Annotated in this window: 24 protein-coding genes; 12 read left to right on the top strand and 12 right to left on the bottom strand. The window is 35.3% G+C overall.

Going from position 1 to position 26,220, the window contains the following annotated elements; translation table 11 throughout:
* Positions 1–115: 115 nt before the first annotated feature.
* Positions 116–1,057, bottom strand: coding sequence for an SPFH domain-containing protein (locus tag ACFOWA_RS12475; protein ID WP_378985599.1), 942 nt, complete (start codon positions 1,055–1,057; stop codon positions 116–118).
* Positions 1,058–1,149: 92 nt separating this feature from the next.
* Between ACFOWA_RS12475 and ACFOWA_RS12470 the strand changes: the two genes are divergently transcribed.
* Positions 1,150–3,192: a M13 family metallopeptidase gene (locus tag ACFOWA_RS12470; protein ID WP_378985597.1), complete on the top strand. Its 2,043-nt coding sequence runs from the start codon at positions 1,150–1,152 to the stop codon at positions 3,190–3,192.
* 196 nt (positions 3,193–3,388) lie between these two features.
* Entirely contained in the window at positions 3,389–3,574 is a 186-nt protein-coding gene (locus tag ACFOWA_RS12465; RefSeq protein WP_378985595.1) for a hypothetical protein, read from the top strand.
* Between the two features lie 64 nt (positions 3,575–3,638).
* On the opposite strand, the gene ACFOWA_RS12460 is transcribed toward ACFOWA_RS12465, so the two are convergent.
* The 3 genes from ACFOWA_RS12460 to ACFOWA_RS12450 all read right to left on the bottom strand — a co-directional run bounded on the left by ACFOWA_RS12460 (position 3,639) and on the right by ACFOWA_RS12450 (position 5,603).
* Complete coding sequence (locus ACFOWA_RS12460; RefSeq protein ID WP_378985593.1) at positions 3,639–3,818, bottom strand: hypothetical protein; 180 nt, start codon at positions 3,816–3,818, stop codon at positions 3,639–3,641.
* 48 nt (positions 3,819–3,866) lie between these two features.
* Positions 3,867–4,964 (bottom strand): CapA family protein, encoded by a 1,098-nt coding sequence (locus ACFOWA_RS12455; protein ID WP_378985591.1) that lies wholly within the window; start codon positions 4,962–4,964, stop codon positions 3,867–3,869.
* A gap of 81 nt (positions 4,965–5,045) precedes the next feature.
* Entirely contained in the window at positions 5,046–5,603 is a 558-nt protein-coding gene (locus tag ACFOWA_RS12450; RefSeq protein WP_378985589.1) for a C40 family peptidase, read from the bottom strand.
* Positions 5,604–6,289: 686 nt separating this feature from the next.
* Between ACFOWA_RS12450 and pdhA the strand changes: the two genes are divergently transcribed.
* The 7 genes from pdhA to ACFOWA_RS12415 all read left to right on the top strand — a co-directional run bounded on the left by pdhA (position 6,290) and on the right by ACFOWA_RS12415 (position 13,994).
* Positions 6,290–7,285, top strand: coding sequence for a pyruvate dehydrogenase (acetyl-transferring) E1 component subunit alpha (gene pdhA, locus ACFOWA_RS12445; RefSeq protein ID WP_123207607.1), 996 nt, complete (start codon positions 6,290–6,292; stop codon positions 7,283–7,285).
* A 31-nt stretch (positions 7,286–7,316) separates the two neighbouring features.
* Positions 7,317–9,011, top strand: coding sequence for a pyruvate dehydrogenase complex dihydrolipoamide acetyltransferase (locus ACFOWA_RS12440; RefSeq protein WP_378985586.1), 1,695 nt, complete (start codon positions 7,317–7,319; stop codon positions 9,009–9,011).
* Between the two features lie 136 nt (positions 9,012–9,147).
* The gene (locus ACFOWA_RS12435; RefSeq protein ID WP_378985584.1) at positions 9,148–10,926 is read left to right on the top strand and encodes a DUF885 domain-containing protein; all 1,779 of its coding nucleotides are present in this window, start codon (positions 9,148–9,150) and stop codon (positions 10,924–10,926) included.
* 96 nt (positions 10,927–11,022) lie between these two features.
* Positions 11,023–11,574 (top strand): hypothetical protein, encoded by a 552-nt coding sequence (locus ACFOWA_RS12430; protein WP_378985582.1) that lies wholly within the window; start codon positions 11,023–11,025, stop codon positions 11,572–11,574.
* A 67-nt stretch (positions 11,575–11,641) separates the two neighbouring features.
* A complete protein-coding gene (locus tag ACFOWA_RS12425; protein ID WP_378985580.1) occupies positions 11,642–12,871 on the top strand; it encodes a serine hydrolase domain-containing protein in 1,230 nt (409 codons plus the stop codon).
* Between the two features lie 107 nt (positions 12,872–12,978).
* Positions 12,979–13,284: a YbaB/EbfC family nucleoid-associated protein gene (locus ACFOWA_RS12420; protein WP_378985578.1), complete on the top strand. Its 306-nt coding sequence runs from the start codon at positions 12,979–12,981 to the stop codon at positions 13,282–13,284.
* A 32-nt stretch (positions 13,285–13,316) separates the two neighbouring features.
* Entirely contained in the window at positions 13,317–13,994 is a 678-nt protein-coding gene (locus tag ACFOWA_RS12415; protein WP_378985576.1) for a metal-dependent hydrolase, read from the top strand.
* A gap of 53 nt (positions 13,995–14,047) precedes the next feature.
* On the opposite strand, the gene ACFOWA_RS12410 is transcribed toward ACFOWA_RS12415, so the two are convergent.
* From ACFOWA_RS12410 to polA, 3 genes are all read right to left on the bottom strand, one after another.
* Positions 14,048–14,386 carry a hypothetical protein gene (locus tag ACFOWA_RS12410; RefSeq protein WP_378985574.1) on the bottom strand — a complete coding sequence of 113 codons (339 nt, stop codon included), beginning with the start codon at positions 14,384–14,386 and terminating at the stop codon, positions 14,048–14,050.
* Between the two features lie 97 nt (positions 14,387–14,483).
* Complete coding sequence (locus ACFOWA_RS12405) at positions 14,484–15,338, bottom strand: energy transducer TonB (protein WP_378985572.1); 855 nt, start codon at positions 15,336–15,338, stop codon at positions 14,484–14,486.
* Between the two features lie 2 nt (positions 15,339–15,340).
* Entirely contained in the window at positions 15,341–18,154 is a 2,814-nt protein-coding gene (gene polA / locus ACFOWA_RS12400) for a DNA polymerase I (protein ID WP_378985570.1), read from the bottom strand.
* Positions 18,155–18,303: 149 nt separating this feature from the next.
* Between polA and ACFOWA_RS12395 the strand changes: the two genes are divergently transcribed.
* A complete protein-coding gene (locus ACFOWA_RS12395; protein WP_378985568.1) occupies positions 18,304–18,981 on the top strand; it encodes a hypothetical protein in 678 nt (225 codons plus the stop codon).
* A gap of 65 nt (positions 18,982–19,046) precedes the next feature.
* On the opposite strand, the gene ACFOWA_RS12390 is transcribed toward ACFOWA_RS12395, so the two are convergent.
* The 3 genes from ACFOWA_RS12390 to trmB are packed head-to-tail and all read right to left on the bottom strand — an operon-like array spanning position 19,047 to position 20,423.
* Positions 19,047–19,391, bottom strand: a complete 345-nt coding sequence (locus ACFOWA_RS12390; protein WP_378985566.1) for a carboxymuconolactone decarboxylase family protein — start codon at positions 19,389–19,391, stop codon at positions 19,047–19,049.
* A gap of 49 nt (positions 19,392–19,440) precedes the next feature.
* A complete protein-coding gene (locus tag ACFOWA_RS12385; RefSeq protein WP_378985564.1) occupies positions 19,441–19,773 on the bottom strand; it encodes an MGMT family protein in 333 nt (110 codons plus the stop codon).
* Positions 19,773–20,423 (bottom strand): tRNA (guanosine(46)-N7)-methyltransferase TrmB, encoded by a 651-nt coding sequence (gene trmB, locus ACFOWA_RS12380; protein ID WP_378985563.1) that lies wholly within the window; start codon positions 20,421–20,423, stop codon positions 19,773–19,775. Before trmB ends, ACFOWA_RS12385 begins: the two co-directional genes overlap by 1 nt.
* Positions 20,424–20,539: 116 nt before the next feature.
* Here trmB and fcl point away from each other — a divergent pair, with 116 nt between their 5' ends.
* Positions 20,540–21,466, top strand: coding sequence for a GDP-L-fucose synthase (gene fcl, locus ACFOWA_RS12375; protein ID WP_378985561.1), 927 nt, complete (start codon positions 20,540–20,542; stop codon positions 21,464–21,466).
* Positions 21,467–21,573: 107 nt separating this feature from the next.
* Here the strand turns inward: fcl and ACFOWA_RS12370 are convergent, their stop codons facing one another.
* Together ACFOWA_RS12370 and ACFOWA_RS12365 are read right to left on the bottom strand one after the other, a co-directional pair.
* The gene (locus ACFOWA_RS12370; RefSeq protein WP_378985559.1) at positions 21,574–22,356 is read right to left on the bottom strand and encodes a GLPGLI family protein; all 783 of its coding nucleotides are present in this window, start codon (positions 22,354–22,356) and stop codon (positions 21,574–21,576) included.
* A 5-nt stretch (positions 22,357–22,361) separates the two neighbouring features.
* The gene (locus ACFOWA_RS12365; protein ID WP_378985557.1) at positions 22,362–25,157 is read right to left on the bottom strand and encodes an outer membrane beta-barrel family protein; all 2,796 of its coding nucleotides are present in this window, start codon (positions 25,155–25,157) and stop codon (positions 22,362–22,364) included.
* Between the two features lie 296 nt (positions 25,158–25,453).
* On the opposite strand from ACFOWA_RS12365, the gene ACFOWA_RS12360 reads away from it, so the two are divergent.
* The gene (locus ACFOWA_RS12360; RefSeq protein ID WP_378985555.1) at positions 25,454–26,092 is read left to right on the top strand and encodes a GIN domain-containing protein; all 639 of its coding nucleotides are present in this window, start codon (positions 25,454–25,456) and stop codon (positions 26,090–26,092) included.
* Positions 26,093–26,220: the final 128 nt, after the last annotated feature.

The following is a 26,220-nucleotide window of genomic DNA, read 5'->3' as shown; positions in this document are numbered from 1 at the left end:
AAAGCCCGCTAAAATTTAAAATTTTAGCGGGCTTTTTTATACTCAATGTAAAACTTACGAAGTCTAACAAGCCAATAGCAAAGGAGACTTCGTAAGTTTAAATAAAGCATCAAGCCTATTTTGCTTGCTGTCCAGGCTGGTTTTGTCTATTCAGTTGCATAGCCATCATTTCTTTCATGGTTTTATTCATGCCTTCAGTACTTCCATCTAAGAAAATAATATTTCCTTCGCCATATTCTGCAAATTGCTTAATCGCTTCCGTCCACATGGTGAAAAGAATTACTGAAGTATCCAAATTAGCTTGTTGCATTTCATGAGCAGCATTTGTCATACCTTTTGCAACTTCCTCTCTAAATAATGCAATACCTTGCCCACGTAATTGTGCAGCCTCACGCTCGGCCATTGCTGCAATTTTAATGGCATTACCATCTGCTTCTGCACCCTTTGTTTTGGTTATCAATAAAGCCTGACCTTCGTTTTCTGCTGCAGCCTTAAGGTTATTTGATGCAACCACACGACTCATCGAGCGCATAATTTCTTCATCAAAAGTTATATCATTTAATTGCAAATCTTGCAAATGATAACCCCAGCCGTCTAAAACCTGGTCAATTTGCTCTTTTACATGAAGTACAATCTCATTGCGTTGCGCTAAAACATTTGCCTGTTTTTGGGTAGCTACATAAGCACGAATAGAACCTTCAATTGTTCTAATCAAAGCTTGCATCAAGTTGGTAGCATCAACAAATTTAAAGGCCACATTTTTAATGGTTTCTTCATCCTGATTGACTACCGAATAAAGCAGCATCGCCTTAAAATAAACGTTTGCTTGATCTTGCGTAACGGCCTGGAATGATAATTCAACCGAGCGGTTCTGAATAGAAATACGCGAATAAATCTGCTCAATTAAAGGAATTTTAAAATTTAATCCTGGCCTCAATTGGCGTTGATATTTGCCAAAAACAGTAATTACCGCTATGGTTCCTTGTTTTACTGTAACAAAAGAACTTAAGAGAATAATAATTCCAAAGAAAATTAGAATGTAAACTACGTATTGCATAACATTAGATTTTTTTTTGAAGTTATAAAAAATTCATGCAAACTACATCATGCTTTTCGTAGCTTTAATTATTGATAACTTAAATACATCTCATGAAAAGAAAATTATATCTGCCTGCTGCAGCCTTAATATTACTTGCAGCCTGCCAGAATGATAAAAATCATCAAGCTACCGAAACAGATCAAAGAACTGTATTTTTTGATACAGCCGGTATGGATACAACTGTAAAACCTGGCGATAATTTCTTCCTTTATGCCAACGGTAAATGGATGAAAAATGCTCAAATCCCTAAAACCGAAACTGGCTGGGGTTCATTTTATACCTTATATAATGATAACATTAAAAACCTACGGAACATTTTAGAACATGCTGCAAAAAGCAGTGCAGGTAAAGGAAGTGCTGAGCAAAAAGTTGGCGATTTTTACGCAAGCGGGATGGATTCGTTAACCATTGAAAAACTTGGTACTGAACCAGTAAAGCCATTATTATCAAAAATTGATGCGATTAAAAATGATAAAGATTTAATCAATTTTATTGCAGAAGGATTTAAAGAAGGTGAAGGCGATTTGTTAGGTTTCGGGATAGAGCCTGATGATAAAATGAGTTCGAAAAATGTTTTAGTTTTTGCACAATCGGGTATTAATTTACCGGAACGTAGTTACTATTTAGACCAAGACGAGAAAGCGAAAAAGATTAGAACTGAATATGTTAAATACATCAATAAAATATTTAGTCTTGCGGGCGATTCTGTTAATGCAGCAAAATACGCCAATGATATTTTAAACTTAGAAACCGCTTTGGCAAAAGCCCATTCAACACCTGTTGAACTTCGCGATCCACAAAAAAATTACAATAAATTTTCGGTTGCTGATTTTCAAAAGCAAATACCCAATATCGATTTCAAAACTGTTCTAAATAAATTAGGCGCAAGCACAGATAGCGTAATTGTACGCCAGCCAAAATACTATCAAGCCTTATCTACTTTAATTAAAATTCAACCCATTGCGATTTGGAAAGAAAAATTGAAGTTTGATGCTTTAAACGCTGCTGCAAATGCACTTACGAAAAATTTCAGGACTGCTAAATTCGATTTTTTCGGTAAAACATTATACGGTCAGCCATCGCAAACCGAAAGATGGAAGGCAATGGTGACCAATACGGATAGAAGTTTAGGCGATTTATTAGGGCAGCTTTATGCAGAGCAATATTTTAAGCCAGAAGCTAAAAAACGAATGCTCGAACTGGTAAACAATTTGCAAAAGGTTTATGAGAATAGAATAAAGCAGGTAGATTGGATGACTCCAGAAACAAAGAAAAAGGCATTGGAAAAATTAAATGCATTTGTTAAAAAAATTGGCTATCCTGATAAATGGAAGAAATACGATGATGTAGAAATTTCTAAAAATACTTATTATGCAAATCTTCAATCTGCTAAAAAGCACGATTATAAAGAGATGATGGATAAATTAGGCAAACCTGTTGATAAAACAGAATGGGGAATGACGCCTCCAACAGTTAATGCTTATTACAATCCTTCGTTTAATGAAATCGTTTTTCCAGCCGGTATTTTGCAATTTCCATTTTTTGCCTTTAATGCTGATGATGCGATAAATTATGGTGGTATTGGTGCAGTGATTGGTCATGAAATGACGCATGGTTTTGATGATCAAGGCCGACAGTACGATGCTGCAGGAAATTTAAAAGAGTGGTGGACAAAGGATGATGCTGCTAAGTTTAAAACCAAAGCCGATAAAGTAGTTGCGTTTTACAATAACTTCTCCTTATTAGATAATCAACATGTTAATGGCGCACTAACATTAGGCGAAAACCTGGCCGACATTGGCGGGTTAAATATTGCTTACGATGCTTTTAAACTTACAGAACAAGGTAAAGGCAATGAAAAGATTGATGGCTTTACTCCAGACCAACGCTTCTTTTTAAGCTTTGCACAAGTTTGGAGAATGAAAAATCGCGATGAAAGCATGCGTGTACGCTTAAAAACCGATCCACATAGCCCAGAAATATTTCGTGTAAATGGTCCGGTTTATAATATGGAAGCTTTTTATAAAGCATTTAATATTCCGGCTACAGCAAAAATGTATGTTGCACCAGCTAATAGATTAGGTGTTTGGTAATAAACAATATTAAGACATATTAATTTTAGGCCACAAATTACAGAGTATAAAATCTGCACGTTTGTGGCCTTTTTGTTTTTTAAGATTTAAGTCCATACAACGTTTCAAACGTCAATATCAACATGTTAGCTAGTTTTTATTACAATTAAAAAACAAAAACCAATATTTATTGTATTTACTCTGTAATTTAAAAAACATGAACGTAAAACGCACTTTCGGAACAATACTTACCGTATTAGGAGTAATTGGATTAATCTACGCAGGTTGGGGATTTGTAAACCACAGCGAACAAACAAGAGGGTTATTAGTGTATGGTATTATCGGCTTAATATTCTTTGTATCAGGTATTGGTTTAGTAAAAAACACGAAAGACGAGGCATAGTTCAAATTATCTCTTCTTAACCTATTCATTAGGTAATTTTTTTATTGAAAAGGATAGATTTTTATTACTTCTTATTCCGTCGAATAATCAAATACTGGCTAAAAGCAACCAATGAACCTGCAAGGATTATTATTCCGGCAGAAACAATGTTTTTTGGATTTTGATTAATGTAATATGCAGCGGCTAAAACTAAAATTGCTGCTGCAATACCAACTATATAGTGTAGAATTATTCCTGTTTTCATGTGTTGAGGTTAAGGCTGAGATTGAAAATTATGTGGTTAATGACAAAATTAGGGTTGAACTTTTATCCTATTATTTTCGAATTCAAGCTTGTGCCCAACAAAATCTTCATCTGTAAGTTGTTTAATTCTTTTAAAGGCGGTATGATTTTCATCAATAGTTAATCTGCTTATTTTTTCTTGCTTAACCGAAACTACATCGGCATATAAGAAATCGCCCTTGCTATTAACTTTAACCTGAAACAGTGGAGCGAAACCATTTTTTCCCTTTAAGCTAAACATACCGTATGTACAAAAATTACCCATACTATAAGCGATAAATTTATTTTTATAAACCTCTACAGCTCTGCTAACATGGGGCCCGTGTCCTAAAACGATATCTGCTCCAGCATCGATGACAGTATGAGCAAAGGCATAGACATTTCCTCGGTTTTCATTATAAAAAATTTCATTTTTACGTGGTACGTGTTCAAATCTAGCGCCTTCACCACCACCATGAAAAGAAACAATTACTATATCTGCCTGCTTTTTTAACCGAGCCACTAAAGCCTTTGCGCTATCAATCTTATTAATCGAAACTGTATTTTCATTTGGGGCAAAAGCACAAAAAGCATATTTAACACTATCCTTCTCAAAAATTTCAAAAGGTTTATTTACTTGCCCGGCATAATGTATTTTTAAAGAATCTAAAATTTTCGCAGTATTTTTCCTTCCTCTTGCGTCGAAATCACCTACATGATTGTTCGCTATGCTTAAAACATTAAAGCCCGCCTTCTTATAAATTCCAGCATATCGTTCTGGCATTCTAAAGGCATAGCAATTATTAGGATTTAAGCCCTTGCATTTATTGGAGTTTCCTAAATTTAGAAAACAACCTTCCAAATTTCCAAAAACAATATCTCCTTTTAATAGACTATCTACGGCTTGAAAACTATTTACAGCATCATCTGGAGGTAAATTACTAGCAGATGGAAATGCCGAGCCCAGCATAATATCTCCAACAGCAGTAATCGATATGGTATCTTTAACTTTGCGGATTACTGTATCAGCTTTGGGCTGATAGGAAACAACCTGGGCACTATTGCTTGTGCAGCTAATAAATAAAGCAAAAAGAAGGGATGATAGAATGATGCTGTTTATTATTTTCATTAATTGATTTTATGGTTATAAAAAAATCCTCCAGAATTGCTTCGGGAGGATTATGTATTTTATTAAACTAAATTTTAAATTTTATTCAACTATGAAGTCCTTTTTAAACGATTCCAAAATTCTTCCGCCTTTATAAAAATAACGGCTGTAATAAGGTTCATTTAAATTACTGATAACTACACCACGAGAACTAGATGCATGTGCAAATCTGTTATCCCCTAAGTAAATGCCTATATGCGAAATGCTTCTGCTTTTAATTTTGAAGAAAACCAAATCACCTTCTTTTAAATCTTCTTTAGAAAGTGGGTCAACCATGCTAAAAATATCACGAGAATTTCGTCTGATGGTGGTGTTGAAAACTTTGTCGTAAATCGCCTTTGTAAAAGCTGAACAATCTATGCCTTTTTTGGTATTTCCACCGAAGCTGTAGGGAGTTCCAATCCATTCGTAAACAAACTTGTATAACTTTAAGTTCGAAGTTGCATCTACTGCAACACCCATAACTTGTGAGAAATACTGCGATGCAAGATTATCTGGGTCTGTTAATTCTTTACCGGATTCTTTTGTTTTTGTTTGCGCAAATGCGGCTGAGAGCGTACAAATAGCGATTAGGGATGAAAACAAAAATTTTTTAATCATGTTATACAGTTATGTTTGGGTAATCTACTTACACATTAACGTACACCACTTGGGCTTATTGTTGGTTACCAAAAGTATTAATTATACAAATGTTATCCAAATGTTTGGTGCAAAAATTAAAAGTTATTAACATTTCCACTATTTTGTTTGATAAAAACACGTTGAGAAAATAATTTTTAGCAAGCAAATTATCGTGCTTTAATCTGTTCGAAAATCACGCCATTCGATTCGGTACTCCATTGAGAAATATCATTGTAAAGGATCTCTTGTCGGGCTTTAATTTACTTAGGTTAACTTTACTATTTTAAGCCCGACAGCAGCAATTATACTTTTTTGTAGCAGAAAATTAAAAATCTTGTAGAAACTTTGGCAAAAAAGATAATGCGTATGGCGGGGCTATCATAACCGAAAAGCTACTGCAATTGCCTTTCTAATAAAAATAATAATTATAGCAAAATGTAGTTTGGCAGAATTAAATTTCACCATACTTTGGTTTTGCAAACAGGATAAACTGCATTTTGTAAAGCTGAAAAAATTTACCTTGAAAGGCAATTCAGCATTAACAGTGAAGTTTTTTAAAAATATGCTAGATTTGGTTAAATACCATGATGTTTTTACACTAAAAAGTGCCAAAAATTACAATAAAAAAATTAGATTTGCTCACGCAAAAAAACAAATATCCTAAAATGAGTGCAGTAGAAATAAATAAAGATACTTGGTTAAAGTGGTTCGAATCGATGTTGCTTATGCGCAAATTCGAAGAGAAAACCGGCCAGTTATACGGACAACAAAAAATTCGTGGCTTTTGCCATTTATACATTGGGCAAGAAGCTGTAGTTGCAGGAGCGATTTCCGCTATGCAAAAAGGCGATTCGATGATTACAACTTATCGTGATCATGCTCATGCTTTAGCTTTAGGTGTAAGTGCAGATAGCATTATGGCAGAAATGTACGGTAAAGCTACTGGTTGCTCTAAAGGTAAAGGTGGTTCTATGCACATGTTTAGCAAAGAACATAACTTTTATGGAGGCCATGCAATTGTTGGCGGTCAGATTCCTTTAGGTGCAGGTGTTGCTTTTGCAGAAAAATATAAAGGAACAGATAATGTTAACATTTGTTACATGGGCGATGGCGCTGTTCGCCAAGGTGCATTAAACGAAACATTTAACATGGCAATGCTTTGGAAATTACCTGTAATTTTTGTTTGCGAAAACAATGGTTACGCCATGGGAACTTCAGTGCAACGTACAACCAATATGACGGATATTTATAAAATTGGTTTAGGCTTTGATATGCCTTGCGCTCCTGTTGATGGTATGGACCCAGTTGCAGTGCACAACGCTATGGATGAAGCTATTCAACGTGCCCGTAAAGGTGAGGGACCAACTTTCTTAGAAATGAGAACTTATCGCTACCGTGGACATTCGATGTCTGACCCTGCAAAATATCGTACAAAAGAAGAATTAGAAGATTATAAAGCTAAAGATCCGGTTGAACTTGCAAGAGAAACGATTCTTAAAGAAAAGTATGCAGACCAAGCCTGGATTGAAGAAGTAGAAGCCAAAGTAAAGGCTACTGTAGATCAGGCTGTAAAATTTGCTGAAGAATCTCCTTGGCCAGAAGTTGCAGAACTATACAAAGATGTATATATGCAAAAAGACTATCCTTACGTAATGGATTAATAATTTAAAAGATTTCAATTAAAAATATATAATGGCTGAAGTAGTTAGAATGCCCAAAATGAGCGATACCATGACAGAAGGGGTATTGGCAAAATGGCATGTTAAAGTTGGCGATAAAGTAAAGAGCGGCGATGTTTTAGCTGAAGTAGAAACCGATAAGGCAACTATGGACCTTGAATCTTACGAGGAAGGTACTTTATTACATATTGGTGTTGAAGAAGGTAAAGGCGTTCCTATTGATGCAATTATTGCTGTAATTGGAAAAGAAGGTGAAGATTTTCAGGCTGCAATTGATGCTGCTGGTGGTACTGGTAAAACAGAAGAAAAACCTGCGGAAAGTACTGAAGCTCCTAAAGCTGAAACTGAACAGCCAAAAGAAGAAGGCGAAAAACCAAAAGAGGAGGCTCCTGCTCAAGGTGGTGGCTTAAGTGAAGAAGAATTAGCAGCGAAAGGTGTTACGGTTATTCGCATGCCTTTATTAAGTGATACTATGACTGAAGGCGTTATTGCTGAATGGCATAAAAAAGTTGGCGATAAAGTTAAGGATGATGATGTTTTAGCTGATGTAGAGACCGATAAGGCAACTATGGAAGTTATGGGTTATGCAACCGGAACTTTATTACATATTGGTGTAGAAAAAGGTGCAGCGGCTAAAGTTAATGGCATTATTGCTATCGTTGGACCAGAAGGCACTGATGTAAGTGGTATTCTAGCTGGAGGTTCTGCTCCTAAAAAGTCCGAAACTCAGGAGTCAGCAAGTCCGAAAGCAACTGCTGATGCAAGTTCATCTGCACCGGTTGCAGAAACATCTTCTGATAGCCGTGTTAAAGCTTCGCCTTTGGCTAAAAAGATTGCAAAAGATAAAGGTATTGATTTATCACAAGTTGCGGGTAGCGCAGAAGGTGGCCGAATCATTAAAAAAGATATCGAAAACTATAAACCAGCAGCTCCACAAGCAGAAAGCGGAAGTGCTAAAGCTGAAAGCGCTCCATCAACAGAGAAAGCTGCTGCTGCCGCACCAACAATCCCTACTTATGTTGGCGAGGTTAAATTTACAGAACAACCCGTTTCGCAAATGCGTAAAGTAATTGCAAAACGCTTAGCAGAAAGTTTATTTACCGCTCCGCATTTCTATTTAACAGTAAGTATAGATATGGATAATGCAATGGCTGCCCGTACGGCAATTAATGCTGTTGCTCCTGTAAAGGTTTCTTTTAATGATATCGTAATTAAAGCGGTTGCAGTTGCTTTGAAAAAACACCCAGCTGTTAATTCATCATGGGGTGGCGATAAAATCCGTTTTAACGAACACACCAACATTGGTGTTGCTATGGCTGTTGAAGATGGTTTATTGGTACCAGTTGTGCGTTTTGCTGATGGTAAATCTTTATCACACATTTCTGCCGAAGTAAAAGATTTTGGTGGCAAAGCAAAAGCTAAAAAATTACAACCAGCAGATTGGGAAGGTTCTACTTTTACAGTATCTAATTTAGGTATGTTTGGTATTGATGAATTTACATCAATCATTAACTCACCAGATGGCGCAATTTTATCTGTAGGTGCTATTCAAGCTGTGCCAGTTGTTAAAAATGGCGCTGTTGTTCCAGGTAATGTTATGAAACTAACTTTAGGCTGCGATCACCGTGTGGTTGATGGCGCAACAGGAGCTCAATTCTTACAAACATTAAAAGGTTTATTAGAAGAACCAATCAGGTTATTAGCTTAATAATTTGTCATCCTAAGTTATTCGAAGGATTTAAAACATAAATAATTAAAGCCAATTCTTTTAAAAGGATTGGCTTTTTTGGTTTAAATACGTACCTAAATTTTACTATTTTTGATTAGAACCTAAAACTGATCTAATGAAGAACCTTTTTCTTTTTGCCGCTTGCGTAATTACAATTGTTGCCTGCAAGCAAACTAATAAATCTGACGATGCTGAAGCGAACAAAAAATTTGCTTCCATGTGTGAGCAATATTATCAAGATGGATTAAAATTAAATCCAATATCAGCTACATTTATTGGCGATGAGCGCTATAATGATTTATTACCCAATGATGGTTCTCAGGCTTATATAAAAGAAAATAAAAGTTTTAACGAGCGATATCTCGATAGCCTGAAAAGCTTTGATAGAGAGGCTTTGAATCAGAATGATAAGCTGTCTTTCGATTATATGAAAGACCAAATTGAAATGAATCTGGAAGGTTTTAGATATCATACTGAATATTTCCCTTTTAACCAGATGTTTGCTTTGCCGTTAATGTTCGGACAGTTAGGTTCGGGAACGGGAGCTCAACCTTTTAAAACTGTTAAAAATTACGAAGACTGGCTAAAACGCGTTAATGCTTTTTCGGTTTGGGCCGATACAGCCATTGGCAACTTCAAAAAAGGAGCTAATGCAGGTTTTACACTTCCGAAAGCTTTGGTGGTAAAAATGATTCCGCAAATGCAAAGTATGGTTGTAGCCACTCCAGAACAAAGTTTGTTTTATGGTCCGATAAAATTAATTCCTGCTTCATTTTCTGCTGCTGATAAAAAAAGAATTACAGATGAGTATCGCATTGCAATTAAGAATGTACTTATCCCAACCTATAAAAAGTTAGGCGATTATCTTAAGAATGAATATCTACCTAAAGCTAGAACAAGTTCAGGCTATGCTGCACTACCAAATGGTGCAGAATGGTACGCCTACTTAGTTAGGCAGCAAACTACCACAAACAAAACCCCTGAGGAAGTATATCAAACAGGCTTGAAAGAGGTTGCAAGAATTAAAGCTGCAATGGATAGCATTAAAAATAAAGTAGGTTTTAAGGGCGATTTAAAAGCTTTCTTCGAATATATGAAGACAGATAAAAAATTTATGGCTTATAAAAATCCTCAAGAAATTTTAGCAGCATTCGAAAACATTCATCAAAGGATGAAGCCAAATTTAAAAAAGATGTTTGAAAATGAGCCGAAAACTCCTTTCGAAATCCGCCAGACAGAAGCTTTCAGAGCGGCATCGGCAAGCGCAGAATACAACCAAGGTTCGGCAGATGGTAAACGTCCGGGGATATTTTACGTACCAATTCTTGATGCAAAAACATTTAACACCACTTCAGGAATGGAATCTCTTTTCCTTCATGAGGCCATTCCTGGTCACCACTATCAAATTTCACTAACTCAAGAAAACGCTGCATTACCTAATTTCCGCCGTTTTGGAGGTCACAATGCTTATGTTGAAGGTTGGGCTTTGTATTGCGAATCTTTAGGAAAAGAATTGGGCTTATACCAAGACCCTTATCAACACATGGGTGCTTTAGGCGATGAAATGCACAGAGCAATTCGTTTGGTTGTTGATGTTGCAATCCATAGCAAAAATATGAGTAGAGAAGATGCAATAAAATACATGACTGATAACGAAGCGATAAGTACAGAAGGCGCTACTGCTGAGATTGAACGCTATATGGGAATCCCTGCGCAAGCTTTAGGTTACAAAACAGGTGCTATGAAAATTAGAGAACTAAGAAATAAATATGAAAAAGAACTCGGTGCAAAGTTTAAACTATCGGCTTTTCATACAGAAGTTTTAAAAGACGGTTCGCTACCACTTTCTGTATTTGAAGCGAAAATGAATGTTTGGGCAGAAGCTCAGAAATAATCGCAAGTAGTTAAGGAATTTCCGAAGTGTAAAGGAACGTACTTTTCTCTAAACCCTTTCAGTAATCTTTTGTTAGATAATAAAAAGAATTAAATTATGGATAAAGGAAAGTTAATTCAAGAAGCATACTTAGTATCACATAAAATAGAGGAAAACGGAAATTTCCCCAACAATCCGATCTATCCGCTGATGATATACAAGGGAGCCTTTTTAATTCATCCTGATGATGATATTAATGTAATTAAAACTGTTTTTGAACAAAATGGTTACAGTAATTCTTGGGTTGATGGAATTTATGATTACCACCATTACCACAGTAATACTCATGAGGTAATGGGTGTTTTTTGTGGAAATGCAGATGTACAATTTGGCGGAGAGCACGGTGTTTGTATTGAACTCGATAAAGGTGATGTGGTATTAATTCCTGCTGGTGTTGCGCATAAGAGGCTTAGAGCCAGTGAAGGTTTTACTGTTGTTGGTGCTTATCCGAAAGGGATTGATTATAACATGAAGTATGGAGAAGCAAATGAACGCCCTGAAGCTGATGGAGATATATCAAAGGTAGAAAAACCAGATAATGATCCTGTTTATGGAAAACAGGGCCATTTGTTTGATTGCTGGTTTAACCAGAACTGTAAGAATGTTTAAAACTCTTTGCCAGTAACCGTTCAAAAATCTTTAATTTTCGGGTTTTAAATTTAGTCTGCCCGAATAAATGAATTTTAAGTATATAATATCAGCCTTTGCGCTATCATTAACAATCTTAACCGCTTGCAACAGTAAAAAAACTGAAGAAAAGAAAGCTGAAGATGCCAAAATAAGAGTAAAAGAAGATGATAAAGCTGATAGTTTACTATTGGTTTATAACCCTGAAAAGGGCGATAAATGGATTGCCGATTTTGTAGATAACCTCCACAAAAAATATGGTTTTAACGGAAATATGCTGGTTGCTAAAGATGGCAAAATCCTTTATCAAAAAGCAATTGGCTGGGCAGATTATCTACACCGAGATAGTTTAAAAATAAACTCGGAATTTGAACTTGCATCCATCACCAAAACCTTTACCGGAACAGCCATAATTCAATTGGTAGAAGCAGGAAAATTATCGTTAAATGATAATGTGAAAAAATTCTTCCCTAATTTTCCATATGACGGTATTACCGTAAAGCTTTTGTTAACACACCGCAGCGGCATGATGAACTACGTTTACTTTATCGACGATATTTGGAGAAAGGAAAAACGAAACATGAAAAAAGGTGTTACCAACCAGCAAGTGATGGACGTAATTGCCGAAAAAAAACCTAATCCATATACAAAGCCTGACAACCGCTTTCATTACAACAACTCCAATTTTATGGTTTTAGGTGCGATTATCGAAAAAGTAACTGGTCAGCGCTATTCGCAATACATGATGGAGCATGTATTTAAACCTGCTGGTTTAAAGCATACGCATGTGTACAGCACAACCGAATATGAAAAAGTTCCGGTAGATGTTGTAGGCCACGATCGTACTTGGCGTTATTCTGTTGCACAAAATTTTTTAGATGGCCCGGTTGGCGACAAAGGAATTTACAGTACAGTACACGATTTGGTGTTGTTTGATAAATATTTGAAAAATGGCAGATTGTTAACCAAAAAAAGTTTAGATTCTGCATATAAAGGCCATAACAAACCTGTAAATGGTCATTTTAATTACGGTTACGGTTGGCGAACTTTTGAAGGTGAAAAAATGGATAAGGTAGTGTATCATACAGGTTGGTGGCACGGCTTTCGCCACATTTACGTTCGCGATTTGGATAAAAACATCGTTATTATCTTCCTTGGAAATTTAACCAATGGTAGCTTAATGCATCTTGATGATTTATACAAACACTTTAATATGCCAATCATTCGTAAAGGTGCTTATCATGGAAATGGTAGTTTACCTGGTAGCGATGAAGATTAAATTCTAACATCAATCATTATTGTAAAAAAATTGAATAGTTTGTCATAAAAACAAATCCTAAAAACATTTTGCCCTAATTTCGTTTTATATTAAAAACAGCAAATACTATGTTCGATAAATTATTAGCGGCGCAACAAAAAGCCGAAGAAATTAAAAAACGCTTAGATACCATTTCTGTATTTGGTGAAGTAGAAAACGGTGCAATCAGAATTACCGCGACAGCAAATAAAGCCATTACTGCAGTTGCAATTGACGAAGAATTTTTAAAAACTGCTGATAAAGAAGAGCTGGAAGAATTACTACTTACAGCAATTAATAAAGCTTTAGCAAGTGCAGAACAAGTAAGCGCCACAGAAATGCAAGCGGCTACTAACGACATGCTTGGTGGTTTAGGTGGTATGTTTGGACAATAGAATTATTCAAATAAGAAATTAAAGGTATCATCATGAAATTTACATATTACGGTCAATCTTGCTTTTTGATTGAAGCAGACGGCAAAAAATTCCTTTTCGATCCATTTATAACACACAATCCTTTAGCAAAGGATATAGATATAACAAAGATAGAGGCTGATTATATTTTGGTAAGCCATGGTCATGGCGACCATGTTGCCGATTTGGTTGAAATCGCCAAGCAAACCGGAGCCGAAGTAATTGCAATGGTTGAAGTGGCAAAATGGATTAAAGAACAAGGAGTTGATAAAGTAACCGATATTAATTTTGGAACTCAAGATTTAGGTTTTGGTAAACTTCGTACCGTTTGGGCTGTACACAGCAGTTCTAACCCAGATGGAAGCTATGGTGGAAACCCAGCTGGTTTTGTATTAAACCTGAGTGGAAAACAAATTTACTTTGCCGGAGATACTGCACTAACTGTAGAAATGAAATTATTGGCAGAATTACACAATTTAGACTATGCCATCTTACCAATCGGCGGGCATTATACAATGGACGTAGATGATGCGGTTATTGCATCAAATTACATTGATTGTGATAAGATTATCGGAGTGCATTATAATACTTTTCCGCCAATAAGTATAGATATGGATGATGCAATTGCAAAATTTCAACGCGAAAACAAAACACTTCTATTGCCTAAAATCGGCGAAACAATAATACTATAAAATAAAAAAGCGTCCCGATGTAAAATCGGGACGCTCAAATTATAAACCTAAAACTAATTCTTTTTAGCAGCAGCTTTGTTTGCTTTATAACGCATATCAGCTGTTCCGTCTTTTTTAGTTGGACCAACTACTTTTGTTACTGCTTTTGTCTTATTATCTTTAAAACGCATATCAGGCGTTCCATCTGCTTTCAATTTTGCTGCCGTTGTAGTTGTTTTAGTTTCAACTTTTTTGGCTTCTTGTTTTACTCCTGCTTTTACTGGCGCAACTGTGGTTTTTACTTCTTTTTTAACAACTCTTTTTGCTGGTGCAGTAGATGTTGCTGGTGTTTGAGCAAATGCGGTAGTTAAACCAAATGCTGCAATTGCGATTAAACTCAATAACTTTTTCATACTTTTTAATTTTTTGTTTTACTCGTTTATTTGTTGATATAAAATTGATTAATCGGGATGAAGTTTTAATGAAGATAGGAATAATTTTTATTTTGAATTAGTTCAAGGTGAAATTTATGTTCAACGTTTGTTTCATATCTACGGGCTTGCCCGCTTCAGTTCCTGGAATCCATATTGGCGAATTTAGCATAACACGTTTTGCTTCATCAGATAGCATATATCCAGGAGAGGAAATAATTTTGAAGTCCTTAGGTTTGCCTTCTTTATCAATAGTAATCATAAAATAAACCTTGCCAGCAATATGCGCATTAAATGCTTCCTTAGGGTACCTTATATTTCTACCTAAATATTTATAAAATTCTTGTATTCCCCCAGGAAAGACGGGCGGTGTTAAGTCAACCAACTGAATTTGACTTTTATCTCGCTGGATTAACATGCCATTATTAAAATTTTTAACCGATTTTAATTCGCCTGTTTCGTTGTAAAGTTTCCAGTCGCCAACAAGTTTACCATTAACGTAACTACCAGTTTCCATAACTTTACCAGTGGGCCAATACGAAGTGTATGGGCCATTTAGCATATTTATCTGATATGTTTCCGATTCTAAAACTCTACCTAATGAATCATATCTTATCCACAAATCAGTTTTATTTCCTTTTAAATATGCTCCGTCTAAAACAACCTTTCCTTTAATATATTCCTGGTAGTTACCATTTAAAACTTTCAGCTTAGAATCGATAAAAGTTTCCTTTTTTAATAAATCAAGGTTTTGATTAGAAGTCGTTCTTATCCATGTAGAATCATCACGTTTGTAAATTTTATAAATATTAGCAGCCTTGTCCTTTTTAACTTCTCTACCACCAATGTTGGTATAGCTGTAAAGTGTATCGCTTTTTTGAGCAAAGCTGGTTATGGTTATAAAACCAAAAAAAATAGAGAGCAGATATTTCATAATTAGTGTGCGGCTAACCAATTTTCGCCTTCGCCAATTTCTACAACAATTGGTACAGTTAACTTAATTGCATTAGTCATTTTATCTTGTATGATAGCTTTCATAACATCCTTTTCAGATTTTAATACGTCAAAAACCAACTCATCATGCACTTGCATAGTCATGGTTGATTGCAGGTTTTGTGCTTTCATTTCCCTGTGAATGTTAATCATTGCAATTTTAATCATATCTGCGGCAGAACCTTGTATTGGTGCGTTAATCGCATTTCGTTCTGCAAACCCACGAACGGTTTGGTTGGCCGAATTAATATCCCGTAAATAGCGCCTTCTACCCATAATCGTTTCTACAAATCCGTTTTCACGAGCAAAGTTCATGGTATCGCTCATGTACCTTTTAATACCTGGATATTGGGTGAAATATTGTTCAATAATATCTGCTGCTTCTTTACGTGGAATGCCTAAATTTTGTGATAAACCAAAAGCCGACTGACCATAAATAATTCCGAAATTTACGGCTTTCGCATTTCTTCGTTGGGTACTGTCAACATCTTCTATACTTATGCCGTAAACTTTTGCTGCAGTAGCGGTGTGAATATCGATACCTTTGCTAAAAGCATCGAGCATGTTTTCTTCTTTACTGATTTCTGCAATAATTCGTAATTCTATTTGAGAATAATCGGCCGATAATAAAATATGATTTTCATCTCTGGCGATAAAAGCCTTCCGAACTTCCCTACCTCTTTCGGTACGGATTGGAATGTTTTGAAGGTTAGGATTGTTAGAGCTTAATCGCCCTGTAGCAGCAACTGCTTGATTGTAAGAAGTATGAACACGACCAGTTTTAGGATTAACCATTAATGGCAACGCATCAACATAAGTTGATTTTAGTTTCTGTAACTGCCTGAAATCTAAAATATCTTTTACAATATCACTTTTCCCGGCCAATGCCGTTAAAACATCTTCACCGGTTTGGTATTGCCCGGTTTTAGTTTTTTTAGCTTTTGGATCTAGTTGTAATTTATCAAACAAAACCTCACCAAGCTGTTTTGGCGATGCCAGATTAAATTTAATTCCGGCTTTGTCGTAAACATTCTGCTCAAATTTGATGATGTCTTTCTCCAATTCTTTTGAATACGCCCTTAGCGTTTCCATATCAATTCTTACACCTTCTTTTTCAATATCTGCTAACACATAAACCAGTGGATTTTCTACTTCTTCAGCAAGTTTAGCGGCATTTAATTCTTTTAATTTAGGCTCGAAAATGTGGGCTAGTTGCAAAGTCACATCAGCATCTTCGGCTGCATAATCAACCACATCAATAACAGGAACATCACGCATCGTTCCTTGGTTTTTACCCTTCGGACCAATTAGCTTTGTAATGGAAATTGGTGAATATCCAAGATAGTTTTCCGATAGCACATCCATTCCGTGTCTGGTATCAGGATCGATAAGATAATGCGCCAACATGGTATCAAAAAGTTTCCCCTTTACCTGCACACCATACCATTTAAATACTAAAATATCATACTTGGTGTTTTGCCCTATTTTTTCAATCTTTTCATTTTCCAGTACAACCCTAAATTCATCAACAATCAATTGGGCTTCGTCTCTTACTGGCGAAACGGGAATATAATAACCTTCGCCTGGTTTTATACAAAACGATAAACCAACCAGCTCTGCCATATTTGCATCTGTACCGGTTGTTTCCGTATCAAATGATATTCTATCCTGCGTAAGCAATAGTTTAATTAAATCGGCTCGTTGTTCTGCTGTTTCAACCAGCTGATAATTGTGTTCTGTATTTTCTATCGTTCTAGCCGGAAGTTTCTCAACAGGTTCTTCCTCTTCGAGCGTGTTGGTATATTGAACAGTTTCGCCAAACTGGTTGCCAAACATATCGGTTTGTGTGCCTTCCTGAAATTTCGCTGTGGTAACGGAAAATTCATCTCCAAAAACTCGGCGACCTAAAGTTCTAAATTCTAACTCGGTAAACAGCGGCTCTAATAAATCTTTGCTTGGGTCGCACAGTTCTAAACTCTCCTCATCCAACTCTACTGGAACATCCAACAAAATAGTAGCAAGCTTTTTAGAGATTAATCCTTGTTCGGAAAAATTTTCTACATTTTCTCGTTGTTTTCCTTTTAACTCGTGCGAATGGGCAATGATATTTTCCATCGAGCCATACTGCTTAATTAAAAGCTTCGCAGTTTTTTCACCTATGCCCGGAATACCCGGAATATTATCAACAGCATCGCCCCATAAACCTAAAATATCAATAACCTGTAATACGTTTTCAATTTCCCATTTTGCAAGAATTTCTTTAACGCCTAATATTTCCATGTCGTTACCCATACGAGCAGGCTTGTAAATAAAGATGTTCTCTGAAACCAGTTGCGCAAAATCCTTGTCGGGCGTCATACAATAAACCTGATAACCCTTTTGCTCTGCTTTTTTGGCCAGTGTACCAATAATATCATCAGCCTCATAACCATCAGAAGTAATTACAGGAATATTAAAACCAGTAATCAACTTAATAACATAAGGCATTGCCGCAGCTAAATCTTCGGGCATTGCCTGCCGATGTGCTTTGTATGCTTCGAATGATGTATGCCTTTCTGTTGGTGCATCTGTATCAAAAACTACGGCAATATGTGTTGGCTTTTCTTTCTTAATTACATCGAGCAATGTATTGGTAAAGCCCATTACAGCCGAAGTATTGATTCCTGTTGACGTAAAGCGAGGGTTTTTACTTAATGCAAAATGAGCCCTGTACATAAGCGCCATCCCATCCAGAAGAAAGAGTTTTTTATTGTTCATGTGGTTACACAGTTTAAGTGATTTCACAGCGTAGTGATTTCACTGAAATTTATTCAAAGTTAATAATCTAAGGAAACTATATCGCATGTATTTTAGGATTGATGTGCCAAAAGCCTTAAAATTGCGTTATCCTAAATATTGATTTACTTATGAGGAATTTATTTTTTTTAGTCACATTATTTTTCTTTGGTTTTCAGCATGTTTCTGCTCAAGATTTTATTGTTAAAAACGATGATGATGTAATTCGCGGAACCATAAAAGGCACAGATTATTTTTCTGTTTTGATAAAAGCAAATGATGAAACGGATGTGATTTTACCTGCTAAAGACATCAAAAATTTCTTTTGGAATGGAAATACATATCTAAGCAAAGGTTTTGCAACGGGTAAAAATTTAGAGTATCGTTTTGTAAAGGTTTTAGAAATGGGTAAAGTGAACCTTTATGCATTTGGCGGTGAAACGTTAATGCCTGTACAAAAACAAAAACGAGTTAGGTTTAGTCCTTCAGTTGGAATTGGCACAGGAACTGGTGGCTACGGAAGTGGAATGGGTTTAGGTGGCGGGATAAGTATTGGCGGTGGAAGAAATTACGACAACCGACCAGCTGGCGCACCAATAGTGCGATATTTTATAGAAAAGCCAGGTGCTGGCCCGCTACAGGAAATACCCATTAAGGCAATAACCGACGATACTAGAAAAGCTGAGGTTAGAACTATCCTGCTACAAAAACTAGGCGACAACCCCAATTTAAAAGCTGAGGTTGAAGCCAATACCGCACTGAATAGTAAAGAGGTTACAGAGATGGTGAGAAAGTATAACCAGAATTAGAAGAATTAAAGGATTTTAAGATGATGGAGGAGATTAAGTGGTTTTGAATTTTGCATACATCATTACTATCCCTCATTTAGTTCATCCCAATATTCAACAGCTCTTCTGTAATGTGGTATTACGATACTACCACCTACTAAATTGGCTATCATAAATATTTCGTTCATTTCATCACTGTTTACACCGGCATCATGACATTTACCTAAATGGTATTTTATACAATCATCACAACGCAAAACCATAGAAGCTACCAAGCCAAGCATCTCTTTAGTTTTCACATCTAAAGCGCCATCTGCATATGATGTGGTATCCAAAGCAAAAAAACGCTTTATATTGGTATTTGTCGTATCCATAATTCTATCGTTCATTTTTTCGCGATAGCCATTAAATTCTTCTACTAACTTGCCCATAATTTATTATTAATGAATGATTTTTGAGTGATTGAATTGTTAAGATTGTTTAAAGATTTATTTCGTCCATAGGATTCCAAAACACCACCTTGAAATTTACCACTTTATCATTTTTAACTTCAACACCTTCGGCGGCCAAAAGCATTTCCATTGTTTCTGGTGTTTCAAAATGAAACTTACCTGTTAGCAAACCTGAACTATTTACAACCCGATGTGCCGGGACAGGTGGATGTGCTGTGCCTGCGTAACGCATTGCATGACCAACCATTCTCGATGATTTGGCAGCCCCTAAACTTTTCGCAATTGCACCATAAGAGCTTACCCTTCCTTTTGGAATTAGCCGGGCAATTTCATAAACCTGTTCGTAAAAATTCTTATCCACTATTGAAACGAAAATTGAATGTAATTGATGTTTTTATCGTGTAATAAATACTTCTTTTCGTAATATGTTTTAATGGATAAAACCTCATCAGCAAATTCTGAAGCATACAATTTGTCGGTGTTTTTATGAACTTTCAATCCAAGTTCTTCTACCTTTTCGCAGGTGTAAGCATAAAGCTGATCGTTATCGGTTTTAAGGTTGATTTTACCGCCTGGCTTTAAAATATGTTTATATTTATTCAGGAAGGCTGGGAATGTTAAACGTTTCTTTTCTCTGCTAATTTGTGGTTGAGGATCAGGAAAGGTTATCCAAATTTCATCAATCTCAGCTTTGGCAAAATAATCCATTAAATTTTCAATTTGAATCCTAAGAAATGCAACATTCGTTAACCCATCTTCAATTGCGGTTTTAGCTCCTCTCCAAATGCGATTGCCTTTATAATCAATGCCAATAAAGTTTTTCTCAGGAAATAACGTTGCGAGGTTAACAGAATATTCACCTTTTCCACAAGCCAATTCCAACACAACAGGATTGTCATTTCTAAAATGTTCAACAGCCCATTTACCTTGTAATGGTTTTCCTTCTTCTAATTGAAACACGTTTGCAAAGGTTTCTATTTCTGCAAAACGCCTAAGTTTATCTTTACCCAAAAGTTTTTTTTCAGCAAAAATAAGATTTAATTATTTATCGATTTGTTTTTCTTGACCGTAATTGAAGCATTATTGGTAATTCATTGTATTTTTGGTGAAATTTTAAAAAATTCTCATTGGAAAAAAGTGCTAAAATATATGTTGCGGGTCACCGAGGCATGGTTGGTTCAGCCATTTATCGTAAGCTGCAAAAAGAAGGATACACTAATCTTTTAACAAAAACCTCAGCCGAATTAGATTTGCGTAATCAGCAAGCTGTAACAGATTTTTTTTCTGCCGAAAAACCCGATTATGTTTTTTTAGCAGCAGCAAAAGTTGGTGGCATAATTGCAAATAATACTTATCGTGCCGATTTTCTTTTCGAAAACCTTGCCATTCAAAACAATGTAATTCACAACGCTTATTTAACAGGCGTTAAAAAATTAATGTTTTTAGGTTCGAGTTGTATTTATCCGAAATTGGCACCTCAACCTTTAAAGGAAGATTACCTTTTAACAGGCGCTTTAGAAGAAACCAATGAACCTTATGCAATCGCCAAAATTGCAGGCATAAAAATGTGCGACGCATATCGCGACCAGTATGGTTGTAATTTTATATCTGTAATGCCTACCAATTTGTATGGATATAACGATAACTATCATCCGCAAAATTCGCACGTTTTACCGGCTTTAATCCGCAAAGTACACGAGGCTAAAATTAATGACGAAAAACAGGTTACTGTTTGGGGTTCGGGTGCTCCAATGCGTGAGTTTTTATTTGCTGATGATTTAGCTGATGCCTGTTATTTTTTGATGCAAAATTACAACGAACCAAACCTGATTAATATTGGTGTTGGACATGATTTAACCATTAAAGATTTAGCCTTATTAATTAAAGATGTTTTAGGTTTTGAAGGTGAATTGGTTTTTGATTCGAGCAAACCGGATGGCACACCACGTAAACTAATGGATGTTACTAAACTGCATAATTTAGGTTGGAAGCATCAAATCGAATTGAAAGAAGGAATAGCTTTAGCGTATAATGATTTCTTGAGCAGATATTAATTTGTTTATTTATAATGTGTCTTTTGTGGAGTAAATTTTACCACAAAAGACACGCAAATTTTTGAAACAAGAGATTAAATTTATCCTTTGATAAACCTATCTATTTACTAAAGTGAAAAAGCCTTCAAATATGGCTGAGCATAATCGCCTTCATCTTTAAATACAGATATTAATACCTTTTTAAGTCCAGCATTATCTATTGGTTTCCCTTTTGTTGGTGGTATTAATTCTTTTTCGGGAACGGCTATTTCTGTAACTTTCGTTGCGAACCATGTTATATTGTCGTGTGGCAACGCTAATCCTAATATCATGCCCGGTAAGCCAGTAAAAGATTCTGGTCCACCCGAAACTGCGATTTGGTTACAATAATAAGCCACTACATAAACCGAATCCATAATAATAGCATTCGCTCTCCTACATTCATAACCTGCAATATCACGAGTTTCATCTGTAATTTTCCAGTTAATTTTACGAACGCTATCCTTTACCAGATAAGTTGCTTCGTACACAGGTTTCTGAGTTACGCTTGTTTCCGTTTTAAAATCTGTAGCAATTACATTTTTTAAATCGGCGATAGGATTGTTATTTAACCAATTATTAGAAATAGGTGCAGTATCATCATCGAATTTATACATGGCTTTATCGCTATTAAATCGTAATGTGCTTTTAGCGGCCTTAAACTGAGGATTATTCTTTTTATATGCTTCAAAAGCCTGCTGCATGTAACTTTCGTTATTCTTATTTATTTTCTTCTTAATAAGTGCGTACATATTTGATCTTTTTTCAAATTCGATTACGCCATTCTTAATAAAATGTACATTTTGCCCAAAACAACTATTAGCTACAAAGATAGTTGCCAGAACAATGGTAAGTTTTAATGCTGTTTTCATAGTGTTTATTTTTGAGTTTTAGCGGCGCCGCCCATTTTAGTAAAATCCCAGCTTAGCGAGAACATAAAATATCTTCTTATTGTTGCATAACTACTTTGTGTAATGTTCCCGTTTGATGCTGAACGTTCAAATCCTTGGTTTTGATTTAAAAGGTCGAAACCTGTTACCGACGCTTTAAGATTTTGTGCTTTAAAGAATTTTTTTGCTACAGTTGCATTCCATAAGAACTGATTAAACGATTCATTAAATGCCTGCGTCTTTCCTCTGTAAGTATATTCTCCATCAGAATTGATTTCGAATTTACCCGGCAATTTAATCGAACCAGAGAAATAGCCCTGTGCTCCCCATCCATTACTATTAAAAGCCTGTTGAACAGAGGCTTCGGTTGTAGTATAGCTTGGACCAGCATATAAATAAAAGTTGTATTTACCATCTTTATATTTCGAGAAATTTATTGTTGGGCTATAAGTCATATTTTTAGTTTGATTTAGCACAGTATTAATATAGTTATAAGAGGTATTACCATTCATATTAAAGCCTAAACCAGTATTAATATCAATCCCCTTAATTTTCCTTCCAAAGCTGGAGTATATACTAAAGTTAGAAGGCATTTTATCTGAAATATTAACCGCTTGAAAGGTACTTTTGCCTGCAGCATCTGTAAAAACATTGCTTACAATAGGATTTGAAGTAAAACTAAAGTAACCACTAATATATATAGACTGGCTGCTTATTACTTTGTATGAGTTATAGCTTGCATTAATACTGCTTCTGAATGAAGGCCTTAGATCAGGATTACCTAATGTAATATTTAACGGATCTGTATTTACTCTAATTGGTTGAATTTGCTCTAAAGAGGGTTGATTGGTATTACCATTATAATTTAACCTGAATGATTTTTGTTGAGAAAAATTATATTGGTACATAGCCTGTGGCATATAATTAACAAAGTTTCTATCGTAAGTCTTATTATTATAAAGATCTTCCTGTTTAAAACTTACACCACTAAATTTAGAACCTACATTAATAACTGTTTTACCTTTCTTATAATTAAATATAGCACCACCCTGGTTTACGGTTTGATCCAGCTGATAATCATTACTAAACTGTGTATCAAGAATATCATACCTTCCTGGGATAGATTGATTAAATGATTTTCTGTCAGACCTACCAGTAATTAAATTTAAACCATAATTTAATACTACTGTAAGCGTTTTCGATAATGGTTCGGTATAAGCAATATTTGATTTAAAAACATTGTTTGTAATGTCATTAACTTTATATTGATTAACATTTGCTATACTATCTAAAATACCAGCAATATTATAGAAACTATTTGAAGAGTTTAAATATCCTTCAGTTTTACTATCCGTAACGGATTGACTTAGATTGAGCGATAGTGTTCGTCCTTTTTTCTTTAATTTTTTAGTAAGAAATGCATTTATATTAAATATTTTATCATCACCCTCATTGGTTAAGGTTCGAGAGCTCGTATTTAACAAGCTATTATCTCCTCGTGTACTTAAAGTTGCGTAATCATTATATGTATTACTATTTTTGATGGTTCCATCTACATTTATTTTTAAAGTCAGCGTGGTATCTAACTTTATTTCATACATAGCATCCAATTTCTGACGAAATATATCATTGTCATACGTTTGGTTCGACGTATTATTTATAATTCCTGTAGCAAGGTTATTTTGACTTATTGTATTTCTATCACCCACAACTTTTAACGAACCTATTTTATAATTTGTATTGATGGTTTCTTTATCACTATTCCATTTGTTGTCGAAATGCAAACCACCTGACCTAGCTATTGGAATTCCTTGTCCATTGTATTGACCGCCCCATCCTTCAAACTCATCACCACTTCCGGTAAAATAAATTCCACCATCATCACTAACTGTGGTGCCACCAGATGCGCCTAATTTCTGACTGTCTTCCCAATTTAATCCAACCTGACCATTATTACCTAAAATTCCATAGGCCGAAAACTTCTTTTTACCTGTAAACTTGTTGTATAAAATCTGCCCCTGGTAATATCCATCTGTACCTACGCCTGCAACAGCTTTACCAAAAAAGCCATTCTTAGCATCTTCTTTAAGTTTGATGTTTAAGGTTTTGGTTTTTTCACCATCATCAATACCTGTAAACGTTGCTTGGTCGCTCTTTTTATCATATAGCTGTACTTTATCAACCATATCAGCCCGAATGTTTTTGGTTACCAATGTAGGGTCATCGCCGAAAAACTCTTCACCATCTACCAAAACCTTAACATTTTTTTGCCCTTGAGCAGTTATTTTACCGTCTTTATCAATTTCTATTCCTGGAAATTGTTTTATCAAATCCTCAACTTTAGAATTTGGTTCAATATTGTATGCTAAAGGATCGAATTCGGTAGTATCACCCTTAATTTTTATAGCGGCACGATTACCCTTAATAATAACATCAGCAAGTAGCTGCACTTTACCTGTCAAGCTTATTTTGCCGTAATCGAGATCTTTTTTGGTTGAATCCAACGTGAAAAAATCGACAAAGTCTGCATATTTTGGATAAGACACCAGTAATATATACTTGCCGTTGCGAACATTATTAATTTCAAATGTTCCATTCTCGGCTGCCCGAGTAAATTTAACCATGGTAGAATCTTTTGCGTTTAAAACAGCGATAGAAGTTCCGCCCAAAATGGTTGTTGAGGTGGTATCAATTACACGCCCCTTAATGGCATGTAAATTCTGTGCTTTTGCTGAAATAATACAAAAAAATAAAAAGCACAGTGAGAGCATTAGTTTCTTCATAGATGGAGATAGGTTTATGCCGTGAATATAAAACTAATTTTATAGTTTAAGCATACATTAACATTAATTAACAAAAATGTTATAAGAATTTAATTCAGCGATTAATTATTGATGTTTTTTAGGCGATATGATTCTTTTCGTATAGATATTACAGGCGTTCGTCTATCAATTATCCATTGTGGTATAATACAGGTAAATCTGCTGAAACGTTTTCGAATTGTTATCGTCTTATATTTAAAACCACCAAATAATTAGGGATTTAAAAAAAGATTTATAACATATAAAATATTAAAGTCATGAAAAATTCTATCAAAAACTTATTTATTGCAGCCTTAACAGTAGTTACTTTAAGCAGCGCAACAACAATAGCAAATGCTACCGAAAATAACAGCAGTTATACCGCCTTAACTCAGGTTAAAAACATCACTAAAATTTCGGTTAGCGGTAACGTAAAATTAATACTTGTTCAGGATGGGAAAGAGAGCGTAGAGGTTTACGATAAATATTATGCAAACAATGCATTGGTGCAACAACAAGGTTCTGAACTTCGCATAAGTTCTTTTAGCAAAAACGCCTTAACAGTTGTAGCTCATGTAAATAATATTTCGTCGATTGAGGCTTCTAATACTTCATCAGTTACAACAGCTGGATTATTTAATTTATTAAATCTTAATGTAGTGTTAAAAGATAAATCAAGCGCCAATATTAATGCTAACACAGTTAATTTATCTACATTAATTAACGATGGCACAAGCTTAAATTTAGCAGGAGCTACAGAAAACCATACCGTAGTATTAGGCGAAGAAGCCAAATTGAAAATGGATGATTTTGCTGCAGAAAGTACAAACATTAGTATTTCTACGAAAGCAATTTACGCAAACAATACTTCTCGCTATGCAGATATCAAAACCGACTTATTAGAAAAGTTTTTCTAATAATCTATATAAATAGTTTAGTTTTAGTTAATGATAAGGGTGAAAGAGCGATTCTTTCACCGTTTTTTTATGCCTTTTGCGGTAGGAATTGCTAAAGCGTTTTTCAAAAGGTACTCAACAAGCTGAGC

The organism is Pedobacter lithocola (assembly GCF_042650845.1).
GTDB lineage: Bacteria > Bacteroidota > Bacteroidia > Sphingobacteriales > Sphingobacteriaceae > Pedobacter > Pedobacter lithocola.
Note: the sequence above shows the minus strand (reverse complement) of the source record. Positions and strands in the feature narration are given on the sequence as shown.

Excerpts from the sequence above, each read along its gene's own strand:
- ACFOWA_RS12475 (WP_378985599.1), bottom strand. The coding sequence starts at position 1,057 with ATGCAATACGTAGTTTACATTCTAATTTTCTTTGGAATTATTATTCTC.
- ACFOWA_RS12470 (WP_378985597.1), top strand. The coding sequence starts at position 1,150 with ATGAAAAGAAAATTATATCTGCCTGCTGCAGCCTTAATATTACTTGCA.
- ACFOWA_RS12465 (WP_378985595.1), top strand. The coding sequence starts at position 3,389 with ATGAACGTAAAACGCACTTTCGGAACAATACTTACCGTATTAGGAGTA.
- ACFOWA_RS12460 (WP_378985593.1), bottom strand. The coding sequence starts at position 3,818 with ATGAAAACAGGAATAATTCTACACTATATAGTTGGTATTGCAGCAGCA.
- ACFOWA_RS12455 (WP_378985591.1), bottom strand. The coding sequence starts at position 4,964 with ATGAAAATAATAAACAGCATCATTCTATCATCCCTTCTTTTTGCTTTA.
- ACFOWA_RS12450 (WP_378985589.1), bottom strand. The coding sequence starts at position 5,603 with ATGATTAAAAAATTTTTGTTTTCATCCCTAATCGCTATTTGTACGCTC.
- pdhA (WP_123207607.1), top strand. The coding sequence starts at position 6,290 with ATGAGTGCAGTAGAAATAAATAAAGATACTTGGTTAAAGTGGTTCGAA.
- ACFOWA_RS12440 (WP_378985586.1), top strand. The coding sequence starts at position 7,317 with ATGGCTGAAGTAGTTAGAATGCCCAAAATGAGCGATACCATGACAGAA.
- ACFOWA_RS12435 (WP_378985584.1), top strand. The coding sequence starts at position 9,148 with ATGAAGAACCTTTTTCTTTTTGCCGCTTGCGTAATTACAATTGTTGCC.
- ACFOWA_RS12430 (WP_378985582.1), top strand. The coding sequence starts at position 11,023 with ATGGATAAAGGAAAGTTAATTCAAGAAGCATACTTAGTATCACATAAA.
- ACFOWA_RS12425 (WP_378985580.1), top strand. The coding sequence starts at position 11,642 with ATGAATTTTAAGTATATAATATCAGCCTTTGCGCTATCATTAACAATC.
- ACFOWA_RS12420 (WP_378985578.1), top strand. The coding sequence starts at position 12,979 with ATGTTCGATAAATTATTAGCGGCGCAACAAAAAGCCGAAGAAATTAAA.
- ACFOWA_RS12415 (WP_378985576.1), top strand. The coding sequence starts at position 13,317 with ATGAAATTTACATATTACGGTCAATCTTGCTTTTTGATTGAAGCAGAC.
- ACFOWA_RS12410 (WP_378985574.1), bottom strand. The coding sequence starts at position 14,386 with ATGAAAAAGTTATTGAGTTTAATCGCAATTGCAGCATTTGGTTTAACT.
- ACFOWA_RS12405 (WP_378985572.1), bottom strand. The coding sequence starts at position 15,338 with ATGAAATATCTGCTCTCTATTTTTTTTGGTTTTATAACCATAACCAGC.
- polA (WP_378985570.1), bottom strand. The coding sequence starts at position 18,154 with ATGAACAATAAAAAACTCTTTCTTCTGGATGGGATGGCGCTTATGTAC.
- ACFOWA_RS12395 (WP_378985568.1), top strand. The coding sequence starts at position 18,304 with ATGAGGAATTTATTTTTTTTAGTCACATTATTTTTCTTTGGTTTTCAG.
- ACFOWA_RS12390 (WP_378985566.1), bottom strand. The coding sequence starts at position 19,391 with ATGGGCAAGTTAGTAGAAGAATTTAATGGCTATCGCGAAAAAATGAAC.
- ACFOWA_RS12370 (WP_378985559.1), bottom strand. The coding sequence starts at position 22,356 with ATGAAAACAGCATTAAAACTTACCATTGTTCTGGCAACTATCTTTGTA.
- ACFOWA_RS12365 (WP_378985557.1), bottom strand. The coding sequence starts at position 25,157 with ATGAAGAAACTAATGCTCTCACTGTGCTTTTTATTTTTTTGTATTATT.
- ACFOWA_RS12360 (WP_378985555.1), top strand. The coding sequence starts at position 25,454 with ATGAAAAATTCTATCAAAAACTTATTTATTGCAGCCTTAACAGTAGTT.